This window comes from Nocardioides sp. AE5 (assembly GCF_031844485.1).
Taxonomy (GTDB): Bacteria; Actinomycetota; Actinomycetes; order Propionibacteriales; family Nocardioidaceae; genus Nocardioides.
Genome location: NZ_JAUZVI010000016.1, coordinates 14,633 through 39,977 on the forward strand (window position 1 = coordinate 14,633; position 25,345 = coordinate 39,977).

Genomic DNA, 25,345 nt, shown 5'->3' on the forward strand with positions numbered 1-25,345 from the left:
GACGACGGCACCGTGGGGGGCGGTGTTCTCCCGGGAAGTGTCGCGACGGCGGCTTGCAGGTCACTGACAGGCGACGGCCGGGCCGTTCAGTCTTGCCAGTCACCGCTGCCGAGCGCATCGCCCGCAGGTTGATCGCCGTGTCATCCGAAAGTTGACACTTGGGCCGACGAAATCGTCGGGGAGGCGTCAAGTGACGCCGACTCGGCGTCAGCCGTCGACCAGGCCCGACTCGTAGGCCAGGATCACCAATTGCACCCGGTCCCGCAGCCGGAGCTTGGCCAGGATCCGGGTCACGTAGGTCTTCACGGTCGCCTCACTGAGGTGCAGGTGCGCGGCGATCTCCGCATTCGACATCCCCCGAGCGATGGCCTTGAGCACGTCCATCTCCCGTTCGGTGATCTGGCTCAACGCAGCAGGGACGGCGTGCCTCCCCGCGGGACGGCGTACGAAGTGGTCGACCAGCCTCCCGACCACCGACGGGGCGAGCACCTGCCGGCCGGCGTACGCCGACCTGATCGCCTCCACCAGGTCCGTCGGCGGCGTGGTCTTGAGCAGGAACCCGCTGGCCCCGGCCTTCAGTGACTCGAAGACGTAGCCCTCGACGTCGAACATGGTCAGCATCAGCACCTTGACCGCAGGCAGCGCAGGGATCAGGGCGCGTACGCCGGCCAACCCGTCCGTGCCGGGCATCTCCACGTCCATCAACACCACATCGGCGCGCTCGGTCACCGCGACCTGCACCGCTTCGGCGCCGTCACTGGCCTCACCGACCACCTCCATGTCCGGCTCGGCGCCGATGATCGCGGCCAGGCCGGCGCGGATCAGGGCCTGGTCATCGGCCAGTACGACACGGATCACGGAGCCACTCCTGAGGTCGGGTTGTCGACGCCGGGCCGGCCTGGGCGGGGCACCTCGGTCACCATCGTGCCAGTGCGCTCGGCGACCGATGCCGCCCGGCTCGGCAGCCGCGCCGCCACCACGAAGCCCGCGTCGGTCGGACCGACCTCGCACGTGCCGCCGATCAGCCGCACCCGTTCAGCCAGGCCGGTCAGGCCGAGCCCGCCACCGGCCGGGCTGGTCGGCGCCTTCGCCGGAGTGCCGCCGTCGGTCACGCGCACGCAATGGTCACCCCCATCCAGATCGACGTTGATGACGATCACGCCACCGGTCGAGTGGCGCAACGCGTTGGTCAGCGCCTCCTGGACGATCCGGTACGTCGTACCCGCCAGTGCTGGCGTGGCCGGCAAGGCACCGAGCCGCACGGTGACGTCGCGGCCGCTGCCCCGGACCCCGCTGGCGAGGTCCTCGATCGCTTGGGCGAGTCCGTCCGGGTCCCCGAGTCCACGCGGGATGCCGAACTCGCTCGCATCGAGCACGCCGAAGAGTTCGCCGATCTCGACCAGCGCATCCTCGCCGGCCAGGATGATGGTGCTGATCGCCTCGCGCGCCTGCTCCGGATCCCGGTCATGCAACGCCATCGCGGCACCAGCCTGGAGCACCATCACCCCGACCGCATGCCCGGTGACGTCGTGGAGTTCCCGGGCGAGGCGAAGCCGTTCGTTGCGCACCGCAGTCGCCGCCACCGTGTCGAGCCGGTCGCGCAACACTTCGCCACGTCGCTCGGCCCTGCGCAGGATCCGTTCCCGCTCGTTCCAGACCTGCCCGGCATGGAAGGGAAGCACGAAGATGATACCGATGAAGGCGATCGCCGCCTGGCCGTGGGGCGCGGCAACCACCAGCGCGGCCACGGCAGGGATCGCCACCAGCGCGACGTCGACGTTGCCTGAGCCTCGGGTCCCCAGCGACCAGGCGAACACGATGTAGGCAACTGCGGCAGGGAACAAGGACTCGGGATCCGCGGGCGGATCGTAGAGGACCAGCAAGGTGGCGGCCGCCAGGAGCAGGCTCGCCACGCCCGGCCGGTGCAGGACCAGGAGGAGCGAGAGGATCCCAGCACCGAAGAGGGCACCCAGGACGGGAGAGCGTTCCCAGCCCGGATGGGTGAGCACCAGCACCGCCATCGTTGCGGCGGCCAGGGCAGCACGCGCCGCGGTCGCCCCCCGCCACGTCGGCCTCGCGATTTCGACCACCGGATCCGTGCCCTCCGTTTCGGCCCGGAGCAGTCCCAGAAGCTTGCGCAACTGGTCCACGGCCGCTGCCCCGCGGTCGTGGATCCGTTGCAGGTGCACTTGTGCCGCTGCGCCACTCCCGGAGAGGTCGCGGGCGTGGTGTGCGCTGGCGGCCATGTCGGTGACCGCGGTGTGCAGGGCATGCAGGGCCTGGTCCGCCAACCGCGCGCGTTCCTCAAGGACCTTGCGGAACGCCACTGCAGCCGGGTCCTCGGCCGCCAGGCGTCGTGCCTCCTGCACGGCCAGGTGCGCGTTCAGGGCGCTGCGGTGGGCGGCCCGCCCGAAGACCCACATCGAACCGAAGAGGGCGGTCGCCACGGCGAGGGTGCCGATGCCCGGCTCCCGCAGGGCACTGGTGATGATGCACACCAGGGCCAGGGCGGCACCGATCCAGACACCGGTGACCAGGCGCCCGGCCGCGAAGAGGGCGAAGGCGAACGGGAGGACGAGGTCGACGTTCCCCCAGGACACTCCGGCGGCCAGGGTGATTGCGCTGGCCGCGGCGACCAGCCCGATGGAGCGGAGCGGCCACCGTGGGATCCCGGCGATCCCCAATGCCACCAAAGGCACTGCCAGCAGGGCGGCAGGGGGTTCGGGGGCCAGGAAGTACGCCGTCCATGCGCCGCAGAGCACACCAACGACCGGCCATGTGCCGACCCGAGCCAGGTGCATGGCCCAAGAGTAGTGTGCATTTCGGCTTGCCGATCCCTGATCGTAGAGAGGCCCCGGCCAGCACCGGCGTTCCGCAAGTCCTCCAAGGTCGACAACCGCGCTCAACTTTCGTCGACACTTCGTCGCCCGCACGGATGATCTCGCCGCGGAGCCGATGACGTGGCCGAGGACCCCGTCCTAGCGTGCGGATGAATCGACTGCCTGCTGCCTGGAGACGACGTGCCCACCCTGACCCTTCCTCCCATCGCGCCGAACTGGTTGCCCCGCTTCCTGTTCGCCCTGGTCCTGGCCCTGACCGGAGTCGTCGTCATGCCCGTGGTGACTGCGACTGCCCCGTCCGCGAGTGCCGCCACCATTCCGGCGTACGTCGTGTTCAGCTCGAACCGGCACGACGACGCGAGCCTGGACCTGTACCGGATGAACATCGACGGGTCCGGGCTACGGGCGTTGACCCCACTGGGCGACAGCACGGCCGACACCGATCCGGCGATCTCCCCGGACGGCAACATCCTGTTCGCCCAACAGCAAGCCCTGGCCCTGCTCACTGCGGACGGGGAGCACGTGCGCACGTTGCGCTCCGGCGTCCAGGACTTCGCCGTCCCCATGGACGGTTCCGGCATCCTCCTCGCCTCGCGCATCTGGACCGGTTCCGAGGCCCGCGGCCGCATGGTCTTCTTTGAGGACCTGACCAAGCTCGGCGACGACAACTACGTCCCACACGAAGTCCACTCAGGGTCGGGAGGGGTCCACTCACCGACGTACGGGGCGGACGGGCGCATCCTGCACACCCACGACCCGGAGTTCTGGTTGTTCGAGACCACGGACAACGACATCACCGTCCTCAACGCTGACGCATCCGGCCGGACGAAGCTGACCAGCGGGGGCTCCAACGACACCAAGCCCGACTGGTACACGGGGACTCCCCCGCCTCCTGCGCGGCCCACCGCAACGTTGACCCAAGCCCCCTCAGGGGTGGTGACCGATACCCGCCCGGAGATCAAGTTCGCCGCCGACCAGGTCGGCACCTTCGAATGCCGTCTCTATTCGCGCTCGTCCGGGGCCACGATCCCTCCCTTCGAGCGTTGCAGCGATCCCTGGGCGAAGCAAGGTTCCTTCCGGCCGACGCCGGCACTCACCCACGGCGCCTGGGCCTTCCAGGTGCGGGTGGTCGCCGTCTCCGGGCAGGTGTCTCCCACCCTGAGCCGCAACTTCTCCGTCGACACCGGTGACGGGCCGGACCTGGTCGTGCCTGCTCGCCTCGACTTCGGGGAGACCGTCGCGACGAACACCACCCAGTCACGGGTGGTCGTCAAGAACGAGGGCCGCGGTTCGTACAGCGGGTTCCTCACCCTTGAGGGAACCCATGCCGCGGACTTCGCAGTGGTCAACAACTCCTGCGGAGGTGCCCTGATTCGGATCGAGGTCGCGGCATCGAGCAGCTGCACCGTCCACCTGGAGTTCACACCCTCGGCGCTCGGGGAACGGACCGCGACCCTGGTCCTGGAACCCAACTCGTCCACCATGGCCTACCACCGGATCCAACTGGTCGGTGTGGGCGTCGGCCCGCGACCGGCGGCGCCGAGCCTGACGAACCCGACCGCGCTGACCAACGACGCCACGCCGGAGTTCCCGTTCGTGCCTGGCGACGCCGAGACGACCGACTTCGAGTGCCGGGTCTCGTTGGAGGGGGAGACCCCACCTGCCTTCGGTGCGTGCAGTGGCCCGCGGGCACACACACCGGCGGTCGAGTTGCCGGACGGGACCCACCTCCTCGAGGTCCGCGGCGTATGGCCGGGCAGCCCTGCGGTGCATGGTCCCGCGGTCGAGCACACGTTCATCGTCGACACCGTCGCGCCGGTGGTGGAGATCGTCTCCGCGCCGACCGTCACCGATGACACCACCCCCCGGTTCGTGTTCACCGCGAACGAGAGGGTGACCTGGCAGTGCCGGGTCTTCGCGAGCGGTGCCACCCCGCCCGAGTTCACCCCGTGTGTCGGGATCGGCTCGAACCACAATGTCGTGGATCCCCTCCCCGAGGGCGACCACTCGTTCGAGGTCCGTGCCTACGACTACGCGGGCAACCTCAGCGAGGTCCAGCGGGCTGACTTCACGGTGGGCACGGTCTCGCTGCCCGACCTGCCGGTTGCGGTGATCACCGGACCCGACTCCCTGGACGAGGGAAGCACCCTGACCCTTTCCGCCACCACGTCCACCGGGACCGGCCCGCTCAGCTACACCTGGGACACCGACAACGACGGAACCCCCGACGCCACCGGACCCAGCATCACCATCCCCGCACCCCGACACGGCACCCTCGACATCACCCTGACCGTCACCGACACCGACAACAACACCGCCACCACCACCCACCACGTGACGGTCAACAACGTGGCCCCGACCCTGGCACCCATCGCCGACCAGGACCTCGCCCACGACACCGCCCTCACCCTCATCGGATCCTTCACTGACCCAGGCACCAACACCTGGACCGCCACCGTCGACTACGGCAACGGCCCCACCCCCCTCACCCTCAACGGCAAGGAATTCACCCTCACCCACGACCAACCCACCAACGGCACCACCGCCACCATCCGCATCTGCGACGACGCAGACGCCTGCGACCAGACCACCTTCACCATCACCGTCCAACCCGCACCACAACCAGAACCACCGGCATCCCCGTCGGTCAGCTCGCTGACGCCCGACTCCGGAGCGGCTGAGGGTGGCACCGAGGTGACGATCGTGGGCACCGGCCTGCTGCTCGCCAACGCGCTCGCCAACGCCCGGTCCATCAGCCCGATGGCCCTCGCACCGGGGCTCTCGGTCACCTTCGGTGGCCAACCGGCGACGAACGTGGACTGCACGACCAGTGGCGGGGTCGACACCTGCACCATGCTCACTCCCCCGGGCACGGCCGGCATCGTCGACGTGGTGGTCACCACGGCAGGAGGCACGGCCATGCTCACGGGCGCATTCACCTATGTGGCGCCCGTGGACCCGACCGATCCAACCGATCCCGTGGATCCGAGCGACCCAGCCGAGCCGGTCGACCCCGTGGACCCGGTTGACATCGCCACCCCGGGGGACACGACCGCTCCGGAGCGGGGCGCCCAGGTCCGGACTGCCGGCAACGCGACGTACCTGCCTCCCACCGGGGCGTCAGCCCAGGATTGGCACATCACCGGTGGCGCAGCACTGCTCCTCCTCGGCGCACTCCTGCTGGTGCGAACGCGTCGGCGGGCCTGAGCCCGGGGCAGAAACACCCGTTGGCACCGGAAAACTTGCACCTGATGCAAATTTTCCGGTGCCAACCGCAGGTATCAGGGAGTCGGCTTCACCATCCGGGGTGCTGACCCACCAGTTCCACCGAGCCGTCGCCGGCGGTGACCGTGCCGGCCACCCAGGCGCGGATCCCGAAGCCGGCGAGCACCTCGATCGCCTTGTCAGCGTCTGCGGGGTCGGTCAGCGACACCATGCCGACGCCACAGTTCAGGGTCTGTTCCAGGTCGGCCTGGGCGACGTCGCCGACCCGGCGTACGACGTCGAAGATCGGCTGCGGCGTCCACGTGCTGCGGTCGATGCTCGCGGAGAGCTCCTCGGGCATCACCCGGGCCAGGTTCGCAGCCAGGCCACCGCCGGTGATGTGCGACATCGCGTGGGTGGCGGTCTCGTCGGCCAGGGCCAGGCAGGCCTTGGCATAGATCCGGGTCGGTTCCAGGAGTTCCTCGCCCAGGGTGCGGCCGAGCTCATCGACGTGTCGGTCCAGCTCCCACTGAGCGCCACCTTGTCCGGCATCAGCGAGCAGCACGTGGCGGACCAGGGAATAGCCGTTGGAGTGCAGGCCGGAGGCTTCCATCGCGATCACGGCGTCGCCCGGTCGGACCAGACCCGGCCCGAGCAACTTCGACGCCTCGACCACACCGGTGGTGGAGCCGGCCACGTCGTACTCATCGGGACCGAGCAGGCCCGGGTGCTCGGCGGTCTCGCCACCGATCAGCGCGCAGCCGGCGGCCACGCAGGCCTCGGCGATGCCCTTGACGATCGCCGCGATCCGCTCCGGCACCACCCGGCCGGTGGCGATGTAGTCGGTCAGGAAGAGCGGCTCCGCCCCGCAGACGACGAGGTCGTCGACGAGCATGCCGACCAGGTCGAAGCCGATGGTGTCGTGCTTGTCCAGCGCCTGGGCGATGGCGACCTTGGTGCCCACGCCGTCCGCGGAGGAGGCGAGCAGGGGCCGCTCATAGGCCTTCAGCGCGCTGGCGTCGAAGAGACCGGCGAAGCCACCGATGCCGCCGATCATCTCGGGGCGACGGGCCTTCTCCACCCACCCCTTCATCAGCTCGACGGCCTTGTCACCGGCCTCGATCGAGACTCCGGCGGCGGCGTACGCGTTCTCGTGCGACTGGGTCAACGGGCTTCCTTGGCTCTGGAATGGTGTGGGAACTGCTCGGACGGTCAGGGTCGGTCCAGCGCATCGCTCGCGCCGGCACCGGTCAGCGAGGTGGCCAAGCCATCGGCCTCGATCTGCATCTGGGCGGGGTCGACCTCGAGCAGGTTCTTGCCGAGCAGCTCGGGCTCGGGCAACTCCACCGGATAGACCCCGTCGAAGCACGCCCGGCACAGGTTCTGCTTCGGCACCGAGGTCGCCTCGATGAGCTCCTCGAGGTCGATGTAGCCCAGCGAGTCCGCGTCGATCGAACGGCAGATCTCCTCGGTGCTCAGTCCGTTGGCGATCAGCTCCGCCCGGGTGGCGAAGTCGATGCCGTAGAAGCACGGCCACTTCACCGGCGGCGAGGAGATCCGCACGTGCACCTCACGGGCACCGGCCTCACGGAGCATCCGGATCAGGGCCCGCTGGGTGTTGCCGCGCACGATCGAGTCGTCCACCACCACCAGGCGCTTGCCCTCGATGATGTCGCGCAGCGGGTTCAGTTTCAGCCGGATGCCGAGTTGGCGGATCGTCTGGCTGGGCTGGATGAACGTGCGCCCGACATAGGAGTTCTTGACCAGGCCCACGCCGTACGGGATGCCCGACTCCTCGGCATACCCGATGGCTGACGGGGTGCCCGACTCCGGCACCGGGATGACCAGGTCGGCATCCGCCGGGAACGCCCTGGCCAGGCGACGACCGATCTCGACGCGCACACTGTGCACCCGCTCGCCGGTCATGATCGTGTCCGGGCGGGCCAGGTAGACGAACTCGAAGAGGCAATGCTTGGGCGCCGGCTCGGCGAAGGTCCGGGTGCGCAGGCCGTCCTCGTCGACGATCACCATCTCGCCCGGCTCGACCTCGCGGATGTACGACGCCCCCACGATGTCCAGCGCCGCGGTCTCGGAGGCCACCACCCAGCCACGCTCCAGCCGACCGATCACCAGCGGCCGGATGCCCTGGGGGTCGCGGGCGGCGTACAGCGTGTTCTCGTCCATCCAGACGAAGGAGAAGGCGCCCTTGACCTGCGGCAACAACTCCATCGCCCGCTCCTCGACAGTGCTGTCGGGGTGATTCGCGAGCAGCGCGGTGACGACACTGGTGTCGTTGGTGGACGACTCCGGCTTGCGCACCCGCAGGTCCAGTTCACCGTCCAGGGCGGCCAGGTCACCGACCATCCGCGCCAGGTCCGCGGTGTTGGTCAGGTTGCCGTTGTGAGCCAGCGCGATCGATCCCGCGGCGGTGGGGTGGAACGTCGGCTGGGCGTTGTGCCAGGTGCTGGCCCCGGTGGTCGAATAGCGGCAGTGCCCGATCGCCAAATGCCCCTTGAGCGACTCCAGCGTCGGCTCGTCGAAGACCTGCGAGACCAAGCCCATGTCCTTGTAGACGAGGATCTGGCGGCCGTTGCTCACCGCGATCCCGGCCGACTCCTGACCCCGGTGCTGGAGCGCGAAGATGCCGTAATAGGTGAGCTTCGCGACTTCCTCACCGGGTGCCCAGACACCGAAGACGCCGCAGGCGTCCTGCGGTCCCTGGTCCTGGGGGTCGAGGGCCATGGTCAGACGGCCGTCGCCGCCCTTGCGCGCGTTGCTGGGCTGGGGCACGCCACGATTCTAGGTGCCCTCCAGACGTCCTGCACATCGGCGCAGGATCAGGAGCCGGCCAGGCCGTCCAGCAGCAGCGCCTCGGCCACGCAGACCCGTTCGAACTCGGCCAGGTGCAGGCCCTCGTTGGCGCCGTGCGCGCGGGTGTCGGGGTCCTCCACACCGGTGACCAGCACGCTGGCGGCCGGGAACGCCTCGAGGAAGGCAGCGATGAACGGGATCGAGCCACCGACGCCCATGTCCACGGGCTCGGTGCCGTCCCAGGCCCGGGTGAACGCGTCGCGGGCCACGTCGTACGCCGGTCCGGTGGCGTCGATCTGGGTGGCCTCGCCGGTGTCGACCACGGTGAAGCCCAGTTGCGCACCCCACGGGATGTGCTTCTCGCAGTGCTCCCGGAGCCGCTGCACCGCATTGGCGGTGGTGTCGCCGGGGGCGATCCGCAGGCTCACCTTGGCCCGGGCCGCCGGGACCAGCGTGTTCGAGGCGCCCTCGACCTTGGGCGCGTCCAGTCCGGTGATGCTCAGCGCCGGCTTGGTCCACAGCCGCTCCACGGCCGAGCCGGTGCCGATCCACTCGATCCCCTCGACCGCGCCGGACTCGGCACGGAGCCGCTCTTCCGGATAGTCCACGTCGGCAGCCGGCCCGGAGTGCAGCCCGTCGATGACCACGTCGCCGGTCTCGTCGTGGAACGAGGAGATCAGCCGGCTGAGCGCGATCAGCGCATCGGGGACCAGTCCGCCCCACATGCCGGAGTGGACGGCGTGGGTCAGGGTGCGCACCTCGATGTCGGCGCGGACCAGTCCGCGCAGGCTGGTGGTCAGCGCCGGCACCCCGATGTCCCAGTTCCCGGAGTCGGCGATCACGATGACATCGGCCTCCAGCCGGTCCTTGAACTCGTTCAGGAAGGCGGGCAGCGAGTCGGATCCGACCTCCTCCTCCCCCTCGACGAAGACGACGACGTTGACACCCAGTTCGTCGCCGAGGATCCGGACTGCGGCCAGGTGAGCGGCGATGCCGGCCTTGTCGTCGGCGGCACCACGACCGTAGAGCCGGTCGCCGACCTCGGTCGGCTCGAAGGGCGGGGTGTCCCAGTCGGCGTGGTCGTTCTCGGGCTGGACGTCGTGGTGGGCATAGAGCAGCACCGTCTTGGTGGCACCGGCCACGTCCTTGCGGGCCACCACGGCCGGCGCGCCCCCGTCGGCGCTGAGGATCTCTGCGGCGAACCCTTCTGCGGCGAAGAGGTCGCGGGTCTTCTCGGCGCTGCGCTGCACCTCGCCCGCGCGCGCCGGGTCGGCGCTCACGGACTCGATGCGGACGAGGTCCTCGAGGTCCGCCCGGATCGCGGGCATGAGCTCGGAGAGACGGTTCCTGATGTCATCGATCGAAGTCATGCCAGCACACTATCCGCGGGCCGACCCCGGCCGGAGCCGGGCGGTACGTCGTGCCCGCGGCCAGGCCGGCTCGCTCAGGACCGGCTCACTCAGGACCCAGCCAGGTCCGCGGCCAGGCGCGGCGCGTTGATCACCTTGCCCAGGAACCGGTTCGACTCCTCCGGTGCCGCGATGGCCAGCCAAGCAATCACCCGGCCCGAGGCATCCTGCGGCGAACCGGCGAACCCGGTCGCGGTGATCGAGTCGGTGCCGCCGCGGGCCGCACCGGCCTCGGTGACCACGAAGCCGGGCTCGATGTTGAACGCCCGGATCCCGTCGGCGCGGTGCTCGGCATTGATCGCGCCGGCGATCCGGCCGAAGCCCGCCTTCGCCGCCGAATAGGAGAGGCTCCAGCCACCCTCGCCGGGGGCGGCCCGCGGGTCGGTCGTCGCCGAACCGGAGCAGAGGTTGACGATGATGCCGCCACCGGCCGCGATCATCGCCGGCAGCAGGGCCTGGGTGAGGCGGACCTGCTCCACCAGGTTGGCTTCCAGCGAGGCCCGCAGGTCCTCGGCCCCGAGTTCGAGGAACCGGGTCTGGGGCAGGTGCAGCAGCGCGTTGTTGACCAGGACGGCGGGGGCGCCCCAGGTGGCCAGGACCTCCGCGGCCGCGGCCGTCACCGAGTCGGGATCGGTCAGGTCCATCCGGACCGGCAGGGCCCGGACGCCGTACTCGCTGATCAGGCCGGCGGTGGTGGCCAGGCTGCCGGGCACCGCGATGGCCTCCTGGGGCTCGTGCAGCGAGCGCGGCGGGACGGTCCCCTCCCCCTCGGTGGCGGTCCGGGCGGTGAAGGCTACGTCGAAACCGGTCGCGGCCAGCACCTCGGCGGTGGAGCGGCCGATGCCGCGGCTGGCGCCAGTGACCAGGGCGAAGCCATGCCGGGAGGTCATCAGATGCGTTCGATGATGGCGCCGGTGGCCTGGGCGCCGCCAGCACAGATGGCCACCATCCCGACGGAGAGGTCGCGGCGTTCGAGTTCGTCGAGCAGAGCGGCGATCAGCCGGATCCCGGTCGACCCGACGGGGTGACCCAGGGCGATCGCGCCGCCGTTGACGTTGAGCTTCTCCTCGTCCACGCCGTGCACCCGGGCGAACGACATCGGCACGGCGGCGAAGGCCTCGTTGACCTCGAACAGGTCGATGTCACCGATGCGCATCCCGGTGCGGGCGAGCAGCCGCTCGGCGGCACGGACCGGTCCGTCCAGGAGGAAGTGCGGCTCGGCACCGACCAGGACCTGGGCCCGGATCCTGGCTCGCGGGGTGAGGCCGAGGGCGCGGGCCCGGTCCTCGTCGGCGAGCAGGGCGACGGTGGCGCCGTCGGAGATCTGCGAGGAGGTGCCGGCGGTGTGCAGGCCACCCTCCCGAATCGTCCTGAGCCCGGCGAGGGCCTCGGGGCTGGTGTCGCGGAGTCCTTCGTCCCGGGTCAACGCAGTGCCATCGGGCAGGGTCACCGGGAGGATCTGGCGGTCCAGCCGACCCTCGTCCCAGGCTGCTCGGGCACGCTGCTGGGAGCGGAGGCCGAAATCATCCAGGTCCTCGCGGGTCAGGCCTCGGCGTACGGCGATCCGGTCGGCCGCCTCGAACTGGGCCGGCAGGTCGACGGTCCAGTTCTCCGGCCGCGGCCTGCCGACCTCGCCGAGGTTGGAGAGCAGCGGCACTCGCGACATGACCTCCACACCGCAGGCCATCCCGATGTCATAGTGACCGGCCGCGATCTGGGCGGAGACCAGGTGGACGGCCTGCTGGGCCGAACCGCACTGGGAGTCCAGGGTGGTCGCGCCGGTCTCCTCGGGCAGGCCGGCGTGGAGCCAGGCGAAGCGGGTCACGTTGTTGGACTGCTCGCCGGCCTGGGTGACACAGCCGCCGATGATCTCGGTGACCTCCGCCGGGTCGACCCCGGTGCGGGCCACCATCGCCTGCTGGGCTCCGGCCAGAAGTTCCACGGCGTGGATCCCGGCGAGCGCTCCACCGCGCTTGCCGTACGGCGTACGTGCGGCATCGATGATCACGGGTGCGGCCACGGCGGGTCCTCCTCGAAGAGACGGTGCCTGCCGCACGCTAGGCGCTCACCGGAACGGCGTACTGTCTCCTCCCGGCCACCGGAACCGCCGCACTGCCGCGCCGTTGTGGTGGGTGCACGACCTGCCGGCGGCTCGCGAACCCACGTGGACGGAGCGTTGGTCCGGGCACGGGCGGGACTCAGAGGGTGGCGCGGACCTCGGCCAAGAACTCCGCGATCCGGCCGATCGCCTCCTCCAGCATGGTCACGTCCGGCAAGGTGACCAGGCGGAAGTGGTCCGGCGTGGGCCAGTTGAACCCGGTGCCGTGGGTGATGAGGATGTGCTTGGCCCGCAGCAACTCGATGACGAACTGCTGGTCGTCGGCGATCGGGTAGACCTCCGGGTCCAGGCGCGGGAAACAGTAGAGCGCCCCTTGTGGCTTGACCGAGGTGACCCCGGGGATCTCGTTGAGCAGCCGGTGCGCCAGCATGGACTGCTCGTAGAACCGCCCACCGGGCACGATCAGTTCCTCGATCGATTGATAGCCGCCCAGCGCGGTCTGGATCGCGTGCTGGGCCGGGACGTTGGCGCACATCCGCATGTTGGCGACCAGGGTGAGGCCCTCGAGGAAGTCCTCGGCCAGGTGCTTGGGACCCGACACCCGCAGCCAGCCGGCCCGATAGCCGCAGACCCGATAGGCCTTGGAGAGCCCGGAGAAGGTCAGGCACAGTACGTCGTCGCCGGTGTAGGCAGCCGTGTGGTGGTGCACCGCGTCATCGAAGAGGATCTTCTCGTAGATCTCGTCACTGAAGACGACCAGGTCGTGGCGCCGGGCGATGTCGACCAGCGCCTTGACGGTCTCCTCGCTGTAGACCGCCCCGGTGGGGTTGTTCGGATTGATGATGACCAAGCCGTGGGTGTTCTCGGTGATCTTCGACTCGATGTCGGCCAGGTCCGGCGCCCAGCCGTTCTCCTCGTCGCACAGGTAGTGCACCGGGGTGCCGCCCGAGAGCGAGACCGCGCCGGTCCACAGCGGGTAGTCGGGGGCCGGGACCAGGATCTCGTTGCCGTCGTCGACGAACGCCTGGAGCACCAGCGAGATCAGCTCGGAAACACCGTTGCCGATGAAGATGTCGTCGACGTGGGCATCCTGCAGCCCGCGGGACTGGTAGTACTGCGCCACCGCGGTGCGCGCGGAGAAGATGCCGCGCGAGTCGGAGTAGCCCTGGGCGTCGGGCAGGTGGTGCACCATGTCGGCCACGATCGCGGCAGGCGCCTCGAACCCGAACGGTGCCGGGTTGCCGATGTTGAGCTTGAGGATCCGGTGCCCCATCGCCTCGAGGCGCTGGGCCTCGACGAGGATCGGCCCGCGTACGTCGTACCGGACGTTCTTCAGCTTCTGGCTCTGCTTGATCATGCGCACGTCGCCCATCGTCTCAGGTGAGCGGCGCGACACGCGAACGCATATCCACGCTGCGCGCGTTTCATCGACCCTCCCGGGCGGAAGGATGGACCCCATGAAACGCTCGCTCGCCGCCCTTGCCGCCGCCTCGCTGTTCCTGCTCACCGCCTGCTCCGGTGACGTCGAGGCCGAGAAGCCGTCCGCCGAGGACGCCGTCCAGGTGCTCCACGACGCCGTGGACGCAACCCTGGGCGTGGACTCGATGGCCATCGAGTCGCAGGCCGACCTGTCGGTCGTGGGCCAGGAGTTCGGCTTCGGGGTCAGTGGCCAGATCGATTACGAGGACCTGGTCGGCGACGTCACCATGACCACCGAGCAGGGCGCAGCGACGGCTGGCGCACAGATCCTCGCCGACGGGACCACCACGTGGATCCGGCCCGAGGGGTCCATGGCCCCGCTGCCCGAGGGGAAGACCTGGGCCTCGACGGACGTCGAGACGCTGGCTGCAGACGGCTCGATGGAGCCCGCCGGACTGGTCGGCGTGGTGATCGCGCTGCGCGGTGCCAGCGAGGTCGAGGTCGGGGACAGCAAGGAGATCGACGGCGAGCCGGCGCGGCAGTACCGCACCACGATCGTCTACGCCGACGCCGTCGAGGCGGCCGGGGATGATCGCGAGGCGTTCAACTCCTCGATGAGCCTGACCGGGGTCGACGACGCCGACCTCGTCATCGAGGTGTGGATCGGCAACGACGGGGTGATCCGCGACTTCTCCCTGGAGATCGACTCGCACGGCAAGCCGGTGGGCGGCACCTATGACCTCGCCATCACGAAGGTCGGCAAGAAGGTCAACGCTCCGGACGCACCCCCGTCCGACGAAGTGCTGGACGGCCCCGAGGGCGCGGCCTGGATCGCCCAGATGATGGGCTGACCCCCTCAGGCAAGCGGGAGGTGTCCGGAGAGGTCGGTCCGCTCGCCACTGGCGAGCACCCGGCCCTCGGCCACCGCGTCCTCCCACGCCAGCGCCCCGGTGGCCAGGTCGAGCCACGTCTCGGCGTCGAGTTCAACGACGGCCGGCGGGGTGCCGCGCTTGTGCCGCACCCCGTCAATCACCTGCGCTGCGGCGTACGGCGGGACCCGTACCTCGACCGAGTTGCCCGGGGCCCGCTGGGCGAGCACGGCCAGGAAATGCTTGGTGAGCAGGCGCAGGTCGGCCGGGTCACGGCGGGCGAGTGCCTGGGAAACCTGGTCGGGGTCTGCCGGGAGGAGTCGTCGTGCCACCGCCCCAGTATCTCCCCGCTCACCCGGAGACGAACATCAGCTCCCGTTGGTTGTAGGCCTGGAACAGGAACCGCTGCCGGCCCGGCACTGCGGTGGTCGAGACAACGACCACGGAACCCTCGGTGGTCACCTCGTCGACGGCCAGGAAGTCACTGAACGGCCCACCGGTGGTGACGCCCCGGCCATTGCGGTAGAGCTCCTCCAGGTAGTCCGCGCCCGCGGTGGCTGCTGCCTCGTCGGCGAAGTGGTAGGCGACATGCACCTTTGCCTCGCCGTCCACCTCGGTCCACCCCATGCCGACCATGTCGAAGGAGGGCAGGGCGTCGAGGTCCACGCCGGTGGCCTGGAGTTGGTCGGGCGTCAGGCCGGTGCTGGCCGCATCCCCGGGTTCCCCGAGGTACGCCGAGACCACCTGCCGCTGGTCGAGTGCATCGGCCACCGCCGCGAGGGGCTCCCGATCAGCGAGCGTCTCGCCACCCGACAGCCAGTCCGCGACGAGGTCGGTCACCGTCGAGACCGCGATCCGGTCGCCGTCCTGCGCCATCCTGATCGGCTGGCCGATCGGGTTCAGCGGGCCCTGCTCGGCCAGGTCCGTGCTCAGGTCCTCGGCGTCACGGTCGCTGACGATGCCGTCGCCGACCTCGACCAGGTCCGGGCTCAACGTGTCGTCATCGAAGTCGCCGGCGACCACGGCGAACCGGCGCGGGGCGGTCTCCACCTCCACGAAGCGGTCCACGTCCAGGATCGACCAACCAGCCGCCTCGGCGAACTCGTCGGCGCTGGCACTCTGGACGTTGAACACGCCTGAAATCGGCACGAAGGGCACCGTGTCCTCCTCGGCGCCGGTGGTCAGCGCCATCAGCCAGGGTCCGGTCGCCTCACGCGTCCCCTCCGCCGGCCATTCCAGCCCCGCCATCTCGGTGGCGGCCCGGAGGTCGCCGGCGGCCACGGTGAGCACACCGTCGGTGGGGATCGCGCCCTCGGGGATCTCTGCCAGCGCCCCGCGCACGCTGAACTCTTCCGCGAAGCTCGCGGTCCCACCGCCACCCCCGCCGCCTGGGGAATCGCTCTCCTCGTCACCGCTGCACCCGGCGAGCAGGCCCAGGGCGAGCACCGCCGCGGCGGCTGCGGGCAGGACGGTTCGGTTCTTCAGCATGCGACTACCTCCAGCAGGGACACGTCCCCGACTCCTGCCCCGGCACGGAGCAGGTAAACCCGATGGGCTCAGGCGTCCATCGCCGCAGGCAGCGTCGCCGTCCAGGCGTCGCGGAGCTCGGCGACCGGCACCTCGAACTGGCCCTCCACCGCGAGCACGTCGCCGCCGGTGCGGCCCAGCGGGGTGAGCGGTACGCCGTGCTTCTCGGCCAGGGCGACCAGCGCATCCGCATCGGCGTCACGCACGGTGACCACGGCCCGGGCGGCCGACTCGGAGAACAGGTCGACGAACGCGTCCGCGCCGACGGCCACCGCGGCACCGATGCCGTTGCGCAGGGACGACTCGGCCAGCGCGATCGCCAGGCCCCCGTCGGAGAGGTCGTGGGCGCTGGTGAGCAGGCCGACGCCGTCGACCAGCAACTGGCTGAGCGCCTTCTCCGCGGCCAGGTCGACCGCCGGGGGACGTCCACCGAGGTGCCCGTGCACCACATGGGCCCACTCCGAGCCGGAGAGCTCCTCGCGGGTGCTGCCGAGCAGGAAGATCCGCTCGCCCTCGGCGACGAACCCGGTCGGGGTGCGCTGGGTGACGTCCTGGATCACGCCCAGCACGGCAACCACCGGCGTCGGCAGGATCGCGGTCTCACCGGTCTGGTTGTAGAGCGACACGTTGCCGCCGGTGACCGGGATGCCGAGCTCCGCGCAGGCGTCCTTGAGGCCGCGGCAGGCCTCGGCGAACTGCCACATCACGGCCGGGTCCTCCGGTGAGCCGAAGTTGAGGCAGTCCGAGATCGCCAGCGGCAGGGCACCGCCGGTGGAGACGTTGCGGTAGGACTCGACCAGCGCCAGCTGCGCCCCGGCGTACGGGTCCAGTTTGGCGAAGCGGCCGTTGCAGTCGGTCGACAGCGCTACCCCGAGGTTCGTCTCGTCGTCGATCCGGACCATGCCGGAGTCCGAGGGCTGCGCCAGGACGGTGTTGCCCTGGACATAGCGGTCGTACTGATCGGTGATCCAGGACTTGTCGCACAGGTTGGGCGAGGCGATCAGCCGGAGCAGGGTCTCGCGCAGCTCGTCGCCGGTGCCCGGGCGGGGCAGCGCCTCGGCGCCGTCGGCCTGGAGCGCGTCCTGCCAGTCCGGGCGTGCGAACGGGCGGTGGTACGTCGGGCCGTCGTGGGCCACCGAACGCGGAGGTACGTCGACCACGCGCTCGCCGTGCCAGTCGATCTCGAGCCGGTCGCCGTCGGTGACCTCGCCGATCACCACGGCCTCGACGTCCCACTTCGCGCAGATCGCCAGGAACGCCTCGACGTCGTCGGGCTCGACGACGGCCATCATCCGCTCCTGCGACTCGCTCATCAGGATCTCTTCGGGCGAGAGCGTGGAGTCGCGCAGCGGCACCCGCTCCAGGTGGACGGCCATGCCGCCGTCACCGGCGGAGGCGAGTTCGGAGGTGGCACACGAGAGGCCGGCACCACCGAGGTCCTGGATCCCGGCGACCAGGCCGGCGGCGAAGATCTCCAGGGTGCACTCGATGAGGAGCTTCTCCATGAACGGGTCGCCGACCTGGACCGCGGGCCGCTTGGCCGGGCCGTCCGCGTCGAACGTCTCGGAGGCGAGCACGGAGACGCCGCCGATGCCGTCGCCGCCGGTGCGGGCGCCGTACAGGATGACCTGGTTGCCGACGCCCGACGCCTTGGCCAGGTGCAGGTCCTCGTGGCGGAGGACGCCGACGCAGAGCGCGTTGACCAGCGGGTTGCCCAGGTAGGTCTCGTCGAAGACGGCCTCACCGCCGATGTTGGGCAGGCCGAGGCAGTTGCCGTAGCCGCCGACACCGGCCACGATCCCGGGCAGCACCCGCTGGGTGTCGTCCGCGTCGAGGGGGCCGAACCGGAGCGGGTCCATCACCGCAACCGGGCGAGCGCCCATGGCCAGGATGTCGCGGACGATGCCGCCGATCCCGGTCGCGGCACCCTGGTAGGGCTCGACGTAGGAGGGGTGGTTGTGGCTCTCCACCTTGAAGGTGACGGCGTATCCCTGGCCGATGTCGATCACGCCGGCGTTCTCGCCGATCCCGGCGAGCGTCTTGCCCAGCGGGGTTTCCTGGGAGAGCTCGGAGAACTGCTTGAGGTGGACCTTGGAGGACTTGTAGGAGCAGTGCTCGGACCACATCACCGAATACATCGCCAGCTCGGAACTGGTCGGCCGGCGGCCGAGGATCTCGCGGATCTTGGCGTATTCGTCGGCCTTCAGGCCGAGATCGGCCCACGGCTGGTCCCGGTCGGGGTCCTGGGCGGCGACGGCGACGGTGTCGAGGGTGGGGCGAGAGGTCTCAGGCACACCCCGATCCTATGCGCACTGGCCCGCCGGCGAGCCGACGGGCCAGTGCGCTCGTGCAGGCTGGATCACTTCATCAGATAGCAGGCTTCCGTGAACTCGTAGTCCTGGGCGGTCGGGCCGACGAAGGGCTCCACCGACTGGGTCAGGCCGGTGGCGGCGCTGGCGTCCGGGACGTTGAGCAGGGTGGACCGGATCGCATTCTCGTTGGCGTCACCGGCGTAGTGGCCGTCACCGTCGGGCAGCATGCCCTTGGAGTCGACGCCCTCCATCGCGTTGAGCGTCTCGACGACACCCGCCCGGTTCAGCTTGTCGTCGGCGATGGCCTGCTCCAGCAGGGCCTTGATCGCGTGCGAGCCGGCCCAGCCGACGGCGAACCAGTCGTTCGGCTCGATGTCGCCGACGTAGTCACGCATCTCCTGGTGGCCGGGGGTGTCGGCACTCCAGGCCGGGATCGAGCTGGCGTGCAGGTACATCGCCTGCAGCGCCGGTGCGAGGTCCGCGTTGCCGAGCAGCGCGCCACTCCACGACGGGATCGCACCGATGAACTTGCCCTGGTAGCCCTGGGCCGCGGTCATCCCGATGATCGTGCCGACCTCGACCGCGCTGGTGGCGATCACCACCACGTCGGGCTTGTCCTGGAGGATGCCGCTGATCACGCCGGTCTGCGCATCCGCACCACCCTGGCCGGTGGTGTAGTCGAAGACGTCGATGCCGCGCGCCTCGGCCGCGATCTTGGCGCCGTTGGCCGAGTCGTCGCCGTAGTCGCCGGGCCAGTGGACGACACCGACGCTCTCCGCACCCAGCGTGTCGACCGCGTAGTCGACCATGTTCATGCCCTCGGCGCAGTAGCTGGTGCCGATGTGCATCACGCCGTCCTCGAAGAGCCAGTTCGAGCCCAGCGAGGCGGGCAGCACCACGATGTCGCTGTCGCGGGCGTCCTCGAGGATCGCGTTGGTGTGCGCGGTGCCCATCGAGTGGGCGAGCATCAGGATGTCGCCCTCCATCTCCTGGTAGAGCTGGGCGTGGGTGGTCTCGTTGTAGGTGTTGTCCTTGACGTACTTGGTCACGTCGACGTCGTACCCGCCGATGCCGCCAGCCTCGTTGACCATCTTCCAGAACGCCTGCGCGCCCTGGACCATCGGCCCACCGATCGGCGAGAACGGACCGGTCATGTCGGTGATGATGCCGAGGTAGATGCAGCCGTTGTCCTCGTTGACCGCATCCGGACAGGGCTCGGAGGTGATGCCGGCAACGTTCTTGTCGCCCTCGTCCTCGCGACCACAACCGGTCAGGACCAACGACGTGGCGGCCGCGAAGGCGGCCAGGGTGCCCAGTCGGCGTAGGGGTGTCTTCATCTGGTTTCTCCTTGCTGGTGCGGCCTGCTCGGGCAGGACACTTCGGGCGAAATCAATGCGGAATCGGGGGTCAGTAAGAGAAGGGGAAGCTCTTCCAGTAGGTCCGGATCCGGTGCCACAGGCCGAACAGGCCCCGTGGTTCGAACAGGAGGAACGCGACAATCAATGCGCCGTACATCACCGCCTCGGTCTCGAAGACGTTCGGGTGCTCGACCGGGGAGGTCGAGATGAAGGTGGCGTAGTTGGTGAGCTCGCTGGAGATCCGGGGCAGGGCGGCGATGAGCATCGCGCCCATGATCGATCCCGAGATCGTCGCCGCACCCCCGATCAGCACCATCGCCACGAACTGGATGGAGAGGAGCAGCCCGAACTGCTCCGCGCCGAAGTGCCGGTTCGCCACGTAGAGCAGCGAGCCGCAGACCCCGGCATAGAAGGAGGAGACCGTGAAGGCGATCAGCTTGTAGCGCGACGGGTTGACCCCCATCACGCCGGCGGCCACGTCGCGGTCACGGACCGCTGCGAACGCACGGCCGACCTGGGAGCGGACCAGGTTGCGCGCGAGCAGGGCGAAGACCAGCAACAGGACCAGGAAGAGCCAGTAGAGCTTCTGCTCGCTGGTGTAACTGCTGTCGCGGGTCAGGTCGTCGCCGAGCAGGATCGGGCGAGCCGCCTCACGACCCACCCCGGGCCCACCGGTCAGGTCGGACCAGGCGTTGAAGATGTAGGTGCCGATGAAGACCAGGCCAAGGGTGACGATGGCCAGGTAGAGCCCCCGCAACCGGGTGGCCAGCGGCGCCACGATCACGCCGCAGAGGGCGGCGGCGAGGCCGCCGGCCAAGATCCAGGCCGGCATGAAGGTGACCCCGAAGCCCAGGGTCCGCCCCTCCGGGTCGCCCGCCACCGCGGAGGAGGCGTAGGCACCGACGCCGACGAAGAAGGCGTGTCCCAGGGAGATCTGCCCGGCATAGCCGGTGACCAGGTTGAGCCCGATCGCCCCGATCGCCAGCACCATGCCGGTGCCGAGGATCCGGAGCAGGTCGTCGGCGACCAGCATCGGCAACGCCGCCGCGACGGCGACCAGTGCCAGCACGCCGATCCACTTGGCGCGGGTGTTGAACAGCCCCATCTCGCGGCCATAGCCGGTGTAGAGCTCCGGTCGGCTCTGCAGGATCGTCCGAGTGCTCATACCCGCTCCACCTCCTTGGTGCCGAAGAGTCCGTAGGGCCTCACCATCAGCACCAGGAACATCACGATGAACGGGGTGACCGGGCCGAGGTTGTTGGTCAGCTCGGGCAGGAAGGCCACGTCGCCGCTGAACAGGTCCCGGTGGTACGTCGAGACCAGCGCCTGGGCGATCCCGATGATGAAGCCACCCAGCACTGCCCCGCCGAGCGAGTCCAGGCCACCGAGGATGATCACCGGCAGCGCGACCAGGGCCACGATCCACAAGGTGTTGCTGATCGGTTCACCGGTGGCCGCGAAGACGCCGGCCAGCGCGGCCAGGCCCCCGGCGAGTGCCCACGAGACCGCGAAGACGGTCCCTACGTTGACGCCTTGGGCCATCGCCGCTTCCTGGTCGAGGGAGGCGGCCCGCATGGCCAGGCCGATCGGGGTGAAGCGGAAGAAGAGGAAGAGGGCCAGCATCACCACGGCCGCGGTGGCCAGCGCGGCCACGTGGCGGTGCTGGATCACCACGCCACCCACGGTCCACGAGCCCAGCCCCCACGGGTCGCCGACATAGCGCGGGTTGACGCCCAGGAAGGCGCCGGCGACGGTGCGCACGACGATGTCGATGCCGATGGTGATGATGGCGATCACGAAGACGGCCTTGCCGACCATCGGCCGGATCGCCACCCGCTCCACGCCGAGCGCCAGCACCGCGATGCCCACCACGCCGACGGCCAGGGCGCCCCAGAAGCCGATCGAGGGCGAGAGCAGGCTGACCAGCACCGCCCCCGACAGCAGGAAGGCGGGTTGGGCGAAGCTGATCACGCCCATCGACTTGTAGATGATCACGAAGCCGAGCGCCACCAGCGCATAGATGGAGCCGGAGCCGAGCCCGACGACGACGGCGGTCAGGAACTCACTCATCACTTGTCCGCCCTTGCATAGAGTTCGTCGACGAGTTCGCCGAACATCCGGTCGATCGCGGCGCGCTTCACCTTCTGGGTCGCGGTCAGTTCGCCGTCCTCGTGGTCGAGTTCCTTGGGGAGCATGGCGAAGTCCTTGACCTGCTCCACCGGGTTGTGCCGGCTGTTGACGTCCTTGACGATGCCGGCGACGAGTTCGCGGACCTCCGGCTTCTCGGCCAGGTCGCGGTACGTCGTGTAGGCGAGGTGGCGCTGCTGGGCCCACTGCCCGACGGTGTCGAGTTCGATGCCGATCAGCGCGGTGAGATAGCGACGCCCGTCCCCGATCACGATCGCCTCCTTGATGAACGGGGAGGCCTTGAGCCCGTTCTCGATCTCGGACGGCGCGACGTTCTTGCCACCGGCGGTGATGATGATGTCCTTCATCCGGTCGGTGATCCGCAGGTGCGTGCCCTCCACCCATTCGCCGACGTCCCCGGTGTGCAGGAAGCCGTCCTTGCTCATCGCCCGCGCCGTCGCTTCCTCGTCACGCCAGTAGCCGGCGAAGACGCCCGGATGGCGGGTGAGGATCTCGCCCGTGGTCTCGTCCAGCTTCACCTCGGCCTGCACCGGGGCCTCCCCGACGGTGCCGAGCCGCACCCGGCCGGGCCGGTTCGCGGTGGCGATCGCGGTGTTCTCGGTCTGGCCGTAGACCTCGTGCATCGGCACCCCGATGCCCATGAAGAAGGCGAGCACCTCCGGCGCAATAGGCGCGGCACCGGAGCCGGCGTACCGGGTGTGGCGCAGCCCGAGCCGCTCCTTGAGCGCCCGGAAGAAGAAGACCCACCCCACGGCGTACGTGAGCCGGCTGCCGAGCGTGTGGGTGCCGCCGGTGCGGACCAGGGTCGCCCCGATCTTCTCCGCGCGGCCCAGCCAGAACGCCGACCACGCCCGCTTGAGCCGGGTCGCGCTCTGCATCCGGATCCGGGCGCCGGCCAGCATCTTCTCCCAGATCCGCGGTACGCCGAAGACCACCGTTGGCTGCACCTCGCGGATGTTCTGCGGGACGGTGTCGATCGACTCGGCGAAATTGACCTGGGTGCCGCCGGCGCAGCTGAACCAGGTGGTGAAGAACCGCTCGGCGACGTGGCACAGCGGCAGGTAGGAGAGCGTCAGGTCGTTCGGACCGGGCGGCTCGTCGAAGAACGCTCCCTGGCCATAGACCACGTCGATGGCGAACTCCACGTTGGCGTGGGTGAGCATGGCGCCCTTCGGCGGACCCGTGGTCCCCGAGGTGTAGACCAGCGTGATCACGTCGTCGGGTTGGGCCTGGGCCATCCGCTGCGCGACCATGCCCTCGTTGGCGACACGGTGCTCACGACCCATCTCCATCAGGGCGTCCCAGCCCATCAGGCGCTCCTCGTCATAGCGTCCGCGGACGCCGCGCGGCTCGACGTACACGATGTGGGCCAGGTCCGGGCAGTCGGCGAGCACCTCGATCGCCTTGTCCACCTGCTCCTGGTCCTCGGAGAGGACCAGCTTGCTGCCGCTGTGCGAGAGCAGGTAGGCGACCTCGGCCGAGGGGTTGGTCGGGTAGAGGCCGACCGTGATCCCGCCGATCGCGACGCAGGCCAGGTCCAGGACCAGCCACTCGGAGCGGTTCTCGCTCTGGATCGCGACCCGGTCGCCCGGCTCGACGCCGAGGGCGAGCAGCGCATGGGCCGCGTCCTGGATCGACTCCCAATAGTCATGCCAGGTGATCTCCCGCCAGATGCCCAGCCGCTTCTCGCGCATCGCGACACCCTTGGCATTGCTGGTGGCCCGGTCGCGGACCCGGGTGACCAGCGTGGTCAGTTCGCTCACGGGGCCACCTCCCCGAGCACGTCCTCGGCACTCAGGTCGCCGCCACCCAGGTAGGCCTCGATCACGGCCGGGTTGCCCTGCACCTCGGCCGGGGTGCCCAGCGCGATCGGGGTGCCGAAGTCGACCACCAGCACCCGGTCGGCGATGTCCATCACCAGCCCCATGTCGTGCTCCACCATGATCATCGGGATCTTGAGGTCCTCGCGGATGTCGAGGATGAACCGGGCCATGTCCTCGGTCTCCTCCTGGTTCATCCCGGCCACCGGCTCGTCGAGCAGCAGCAGCTTGGGCTCCATGGCCAGGGCCCGGCCCAGCTCGACCCGCTTCTGTACGCCGTAGGGCAACAGGCCGACCGGCATCTTGCGCCAGGCCTGGAGCTCGAGGAAGTCGATGATGTCCTCCACCATCGCCCGGTTGCGCAGCTCCTCGTTGCGGGCCCGGCCCAGCCAGAGGAAGGCCGACAGGGTGCCGTAGCGGGTGTGCTGGTGGCGCCCGAGCATCAGGTTGTCGATCACGGTCAGGTTGGCGAAGAGCTCGATGTTCTGGAACGTGCGGGCCATCCCCAGTTGGGCGATGGCCGGCGGCCGCTTGCCCAGGATCGGGGTGCCGTTGAGCGCGACGCTCCCCTGCTGTGGGCGATAGACCCCGGAGAGGACGTTGAAGATGCTGGTCTTGCCGGCGCCGTTGGGCCCGATGACGCAGAAGAGTTCGTCCTGCTCGACGGTGAAGCTGACCCCGCGGATCGCCTGCACCTTGCCGAAGGAGAGGTGTACGTCGTCGAAGACCAGCGCCGGGGCGTCGTACGTGCTCATGAGGCCCACCGCTTCCGCCGCTTGTAGTGCTTGACGTCGCGGAAGGAGGAGCGCCCCTCGCCACCGAGGCCGAGGTAGAACTCGCGGACGTCCTCGTCGGCGAGCAGTTCCTTCGCGGGGCGGTCCATCACCACCCGGCCGGTCTCCATCACATAGCCGTGGTCGGCGATGGAGAGTGCCATCGAGGCGTTCTGCTCGACGAGCAGGATCCCGGTGCCCTGGGCGTTGATCTCGACGATGATGTCGCGGATCTGCGCGACGATGAGCGGCGCCAGGCCCAGGCTCGGCTCGTCGAGGAGCAGGTAGCGCGGGGCCGACATCAGGGCCCGGCCGATGGCCAGCATCTGCTGCTCCCCGCCGGAGAGGTAGCCGGCGGTCTGGGCGCGGCGCTCGAGCAGTTTCGGGAAGAGTTCGTAGACCCGGGCCAGGTTGCCGGCGATGTCCTTGCGGTTGGCGTGTGCCCCGATCCGCAGGTTCTCCTCGACGGTCATCTCCTTGAAGATGCGCCGTCCTTCCAGGACGTGCTTGATGCCGAGGCCGGCCAGCGCCGAGGGCTTGTGCCGCCCGACGTCGGTGCCGTCCAGGGTGACCGCTCCCTTGCGGATCTCCCCGTCGTGCACGTCGAGCAGGCCCGACAGGCTGCGCAGCACGGTCGACTTCCCGGCACCGTTGGCGCCCAGCAGCGCAACGATCTTGCCGTCCGGGATGTCGAGGCTCACCCCGCGCAGCGCTAGCACCACGTCGTCATAGACGACTTCCAGATTCTGGATGGACAGCATCCGGTTCCCCAACCCTCTCCCCAGGACGTGACGCG

General features: G+C 69.6%; 19 protein-coding genes. 2 read left to right on the top strand and 17 right to left on the bottom strand.

The genetic code is table 11. From position 1 onward, the window contains the following. Positions 1–207: 207 nt before the first annotated feature. Both Q9R27_RS17930 and Q9R27_RS17935 read right to left on the bottom strand, forming a co-directional pair. The gene (locus tag Q9R27_RS17930) at positions 208–858 is read right to left on the bottom strand and encodes a response regulator transcription factor (protein ID WP_311253780.1); all 651 of its coding nucleotides are present in this window, start codon (positions 856–858) and stop codon (positions 208–210) included. Next, positions 855–2,801, bottom strand: coding sequence for a histidine kinase (locus Q9R27_RS17935; protein WP_311253781.1), 1,947 nt, complete (start codon positions 2,799–2,801; stop codon positions 855–857). The genes Q9R27_RS17930 and Q9R27_RS17935 overlap by 4 nt, the downstream gene beginning before the upstream one ends. Before the next feature lie 219 nt (positions 2,802–3,020). Between Q9R27_RS17935 and Q9R27_RS17940 the strand changes: the two genes are divergently transcribed. Next, complete coding sequence (locus tag Q9R27_RS17940) at positions 3,021–6,047, top strand: choice-of-anchor D domain-containing protein (RefSeq protein ID WP_311253782.1); 3,027 nt, start codon at positions 3,021–3,023, stop codon at positions 6,045–6,047. A gap of 88 nt (positions 6,048–6,135) precedes the next feature. On the opposite strand, the gene purM is transcribed toward Q9R27_RS17940, so the two are convergent. The 6 genes from purM to Q9R27_RS17970 all read right to left on the bottom strand — a co-directional run bounded on the left by purM (position 6,136) and on the right by Q9R27_RS17970 (position 13,695). Next, entirely contained in the window at positions 6,136–7,212 is a 1,077-nt protein-coding gene (purM, locus tag Q9R27_RS17945) for a phosphoribosylformylglycinamidine cyclo-ligase (RefSeq protein ID WP_311253783.1), read from the bottom strand. 44 nt (positions 7,213–7,256) lie between these two features. Further along, positions 7,257–8,786, bottom strand: a complete 1,530-nt coding sequence (purF, locus tag Q9R27_RS17950) for an amidophosphoribosyltransferase (RefSeq protein ID WP_311253811.1) — start codon at positions 8,784–8,786, stop codon at positions 7,257–7,259. Between the two features lie 95 nt (positions 8,787–8,881). Next, positions 8,882–10,225 (bottom strand): dipeptidase, encoded by a 1,344-nt coding sequence (locus tag Q9R27_RS17955; RefSeq protein ID WP_311253784.1) that lies wholly within the window; start codon positions 10,223–10,225, stop codon positions 8,882–8,884. A gap of 89 nt (positions 10,226–10,314) precedes the next feature. Then, a complete protein-coding gene (locus Q9R27_RS17960; RefSeq protein ID WP_311253785.1) occupies positions 10,315–11,154 on the bottom strand; it encodes an SDR family oxidoreductase in 840 nt (279 codons plus the stop codon). Then, positions 11,154–12,284 (bottom strand): steroid 3-ketoacyl-CoA thiolase, encoded by a 1,131-nt coding sequence (locus Q9R27_RS17965; RefSeq protein WP_311253786.1) that lies wholly within the window; start codon positions 12,282–12,284, stop codon positions 11,154–11,156. Before Q9R27_RS17965 ends, Q9R27_RS17960 begins: the two co-directional genes overlap by 1 nt. Before the next feature lie 178 nt (positions 12,285–12,462). Then, positions 12,463–13,695, bottom strand: coding sequence for a pyridoxal phosphate-dependent aminotransferase (locus Q9R27_RS17970; protein WP_311253787.1), 1,233 nt, complete (start codon positions 13,693–13,695; stop codon positions 12,463–12,465). Positions 13,696–13,780: 85 nt separating this feature from the next. Here Q9R27_RS17970 and Q9R27_RS17975 point away from each other — a divergent pair, with 85 nt between their 5' ends. After that, positions 13,781–14,593 carry a hypothetical protein gene (locus Q9R27_RS17975; protein ID WP_311253788.1) on the top strand — a complete coding sequence of 271 codons (813 nt, stop codon included), beginning with the start codon at positions 13,781–13,783 and terminating at the stop codon, positions 14,591–14,593. Positions 14,594–14,598: 5 nt separating this feature from the next. On the opposite strand, the gene Q9R27_RS17980 is transcribed toward Q9R27_RS17975, so the two are convergent. From Q9R27_RS17980 to Q9R27_RS18020, 9 genes are all read right to left on the bottom strand, one after another. Beyond that, the gene (locus Q9R27_RS17980; protein WP_311253789.1) at positions 14,599–14,943 is read right to left on the bottom strand and encodes a sterol carrier family protein; all 345 of its coding nucleotides are present in this window, start codon (positions 14,941–14,943) and stop codon (positions 14,599–14,601) included. A 19-nt stretch (positions 14,944–14,962) separates the two neighbouring features. After that, positions 14,963–16,099 (bottom strand): hypothetical protein, encoded by a 1,137-nt coding sequence (locus Q9R27_RS17985; protein WP_311253790.1) that lies wholly within the window; start codon positions 16,097–16,099, stop codon positions 14,963–14,965. A gap of 68 nt (positions 16,100–16,167) precedes the next feature. Next, the gene (gene purL, locus Q9R27_RS17990) at positions 16,168–18,432 is read right to left on the bottom strand and encodes a phosphoribosylformylglycinamidine synthase subunit PurL (protein ID WP_311253791.1); all 2,265 of its coding nucleotides are present in this window, start codon (positions 18,430–18,432) and stop codon (positions 16,168–16,170) included. A gap of 65 nt (positions 18,433–18,497) precedes the next feature. Next, positions 18,498–19,787 (bottom strand): ABC transporter substrate-binding protein, encoded by a 1,290-nt coding sequence (locus Q9R27_RS17995; protein ID WP_311253792.1) that lies wholly within the window; start codon positions 19,785–19,787, stop codon positions 18,498–18,500. Positions 19,788–19,857: 70 nt separating this feature from the next. Then, positions 19,858–20,973 (bottom strand): branched-chain amino acid ABC transporter permease, encoded by a 1,116-nt coding sequence (locus Q9R27_RS18000; protein ID WP_311253793.1) that lies wholly within the window; start codon positions 20,971–20,973, stop codon positions 19,858–19,860. Next, positions 20,970–21,878 carry a branched-chain amino acid ABC transporter permease gene (locus Q9R27_RS18005; protein ID WP_311253794.1) on the bottom strand — a complete coding sequence of 303 codons (909 nt, stop codon included), beginning with the start codon at positions 21,876–21,878 and terminating at the stop codon, positions 20,970–20,972. Before Q9R27_RS18005 ends, Q9R27_RS18000 begins: the two co-directional genes overlap by 4 nt. Next, entirely contained in the window at positions 21,878–23,719 is a 1,842-nt protein-coding gene (locus Q9R27_RS18010) for an AMP-binding protein (protein WP_311253795.1), read from the bottom strand. Before Q9R27_RS18010 ends, Q9R27_RS18005 begins: the two co-directional genes overlap by 1 nt. Continuing rightward, positions 23,716–24,531, bottom strand: coding sequence for an ABC transporter ATP-binding protein (locus Q9R27_RS18015; protein WP_311253796.1), 816 nt, complete (start codon positions 24,529–24,531; stop codon positions 23,716–23,718). Before Q9R27_RS18015 ends, Q9R27_RS18010 begins: the two co-directional genes overlap by 4 nt. Continuing rightward, positions 24,528–25,310, bottom strand: coding sequence for an ABC transporter ATP-binding protein (locus Q9R27_RS18020; protein ID WP_311253797.1), 783 nt, complete (start codon positions 25,308–25,310; stop codon positions 24,528–24,530). The genes Q9R27_RS18015 and Q9R27_RS18020 overlap by 4 nt, the downstream gene beginning before the upstream one ends. Positions 25,311–25,345 lie beyond the last annotated feature (35 nt).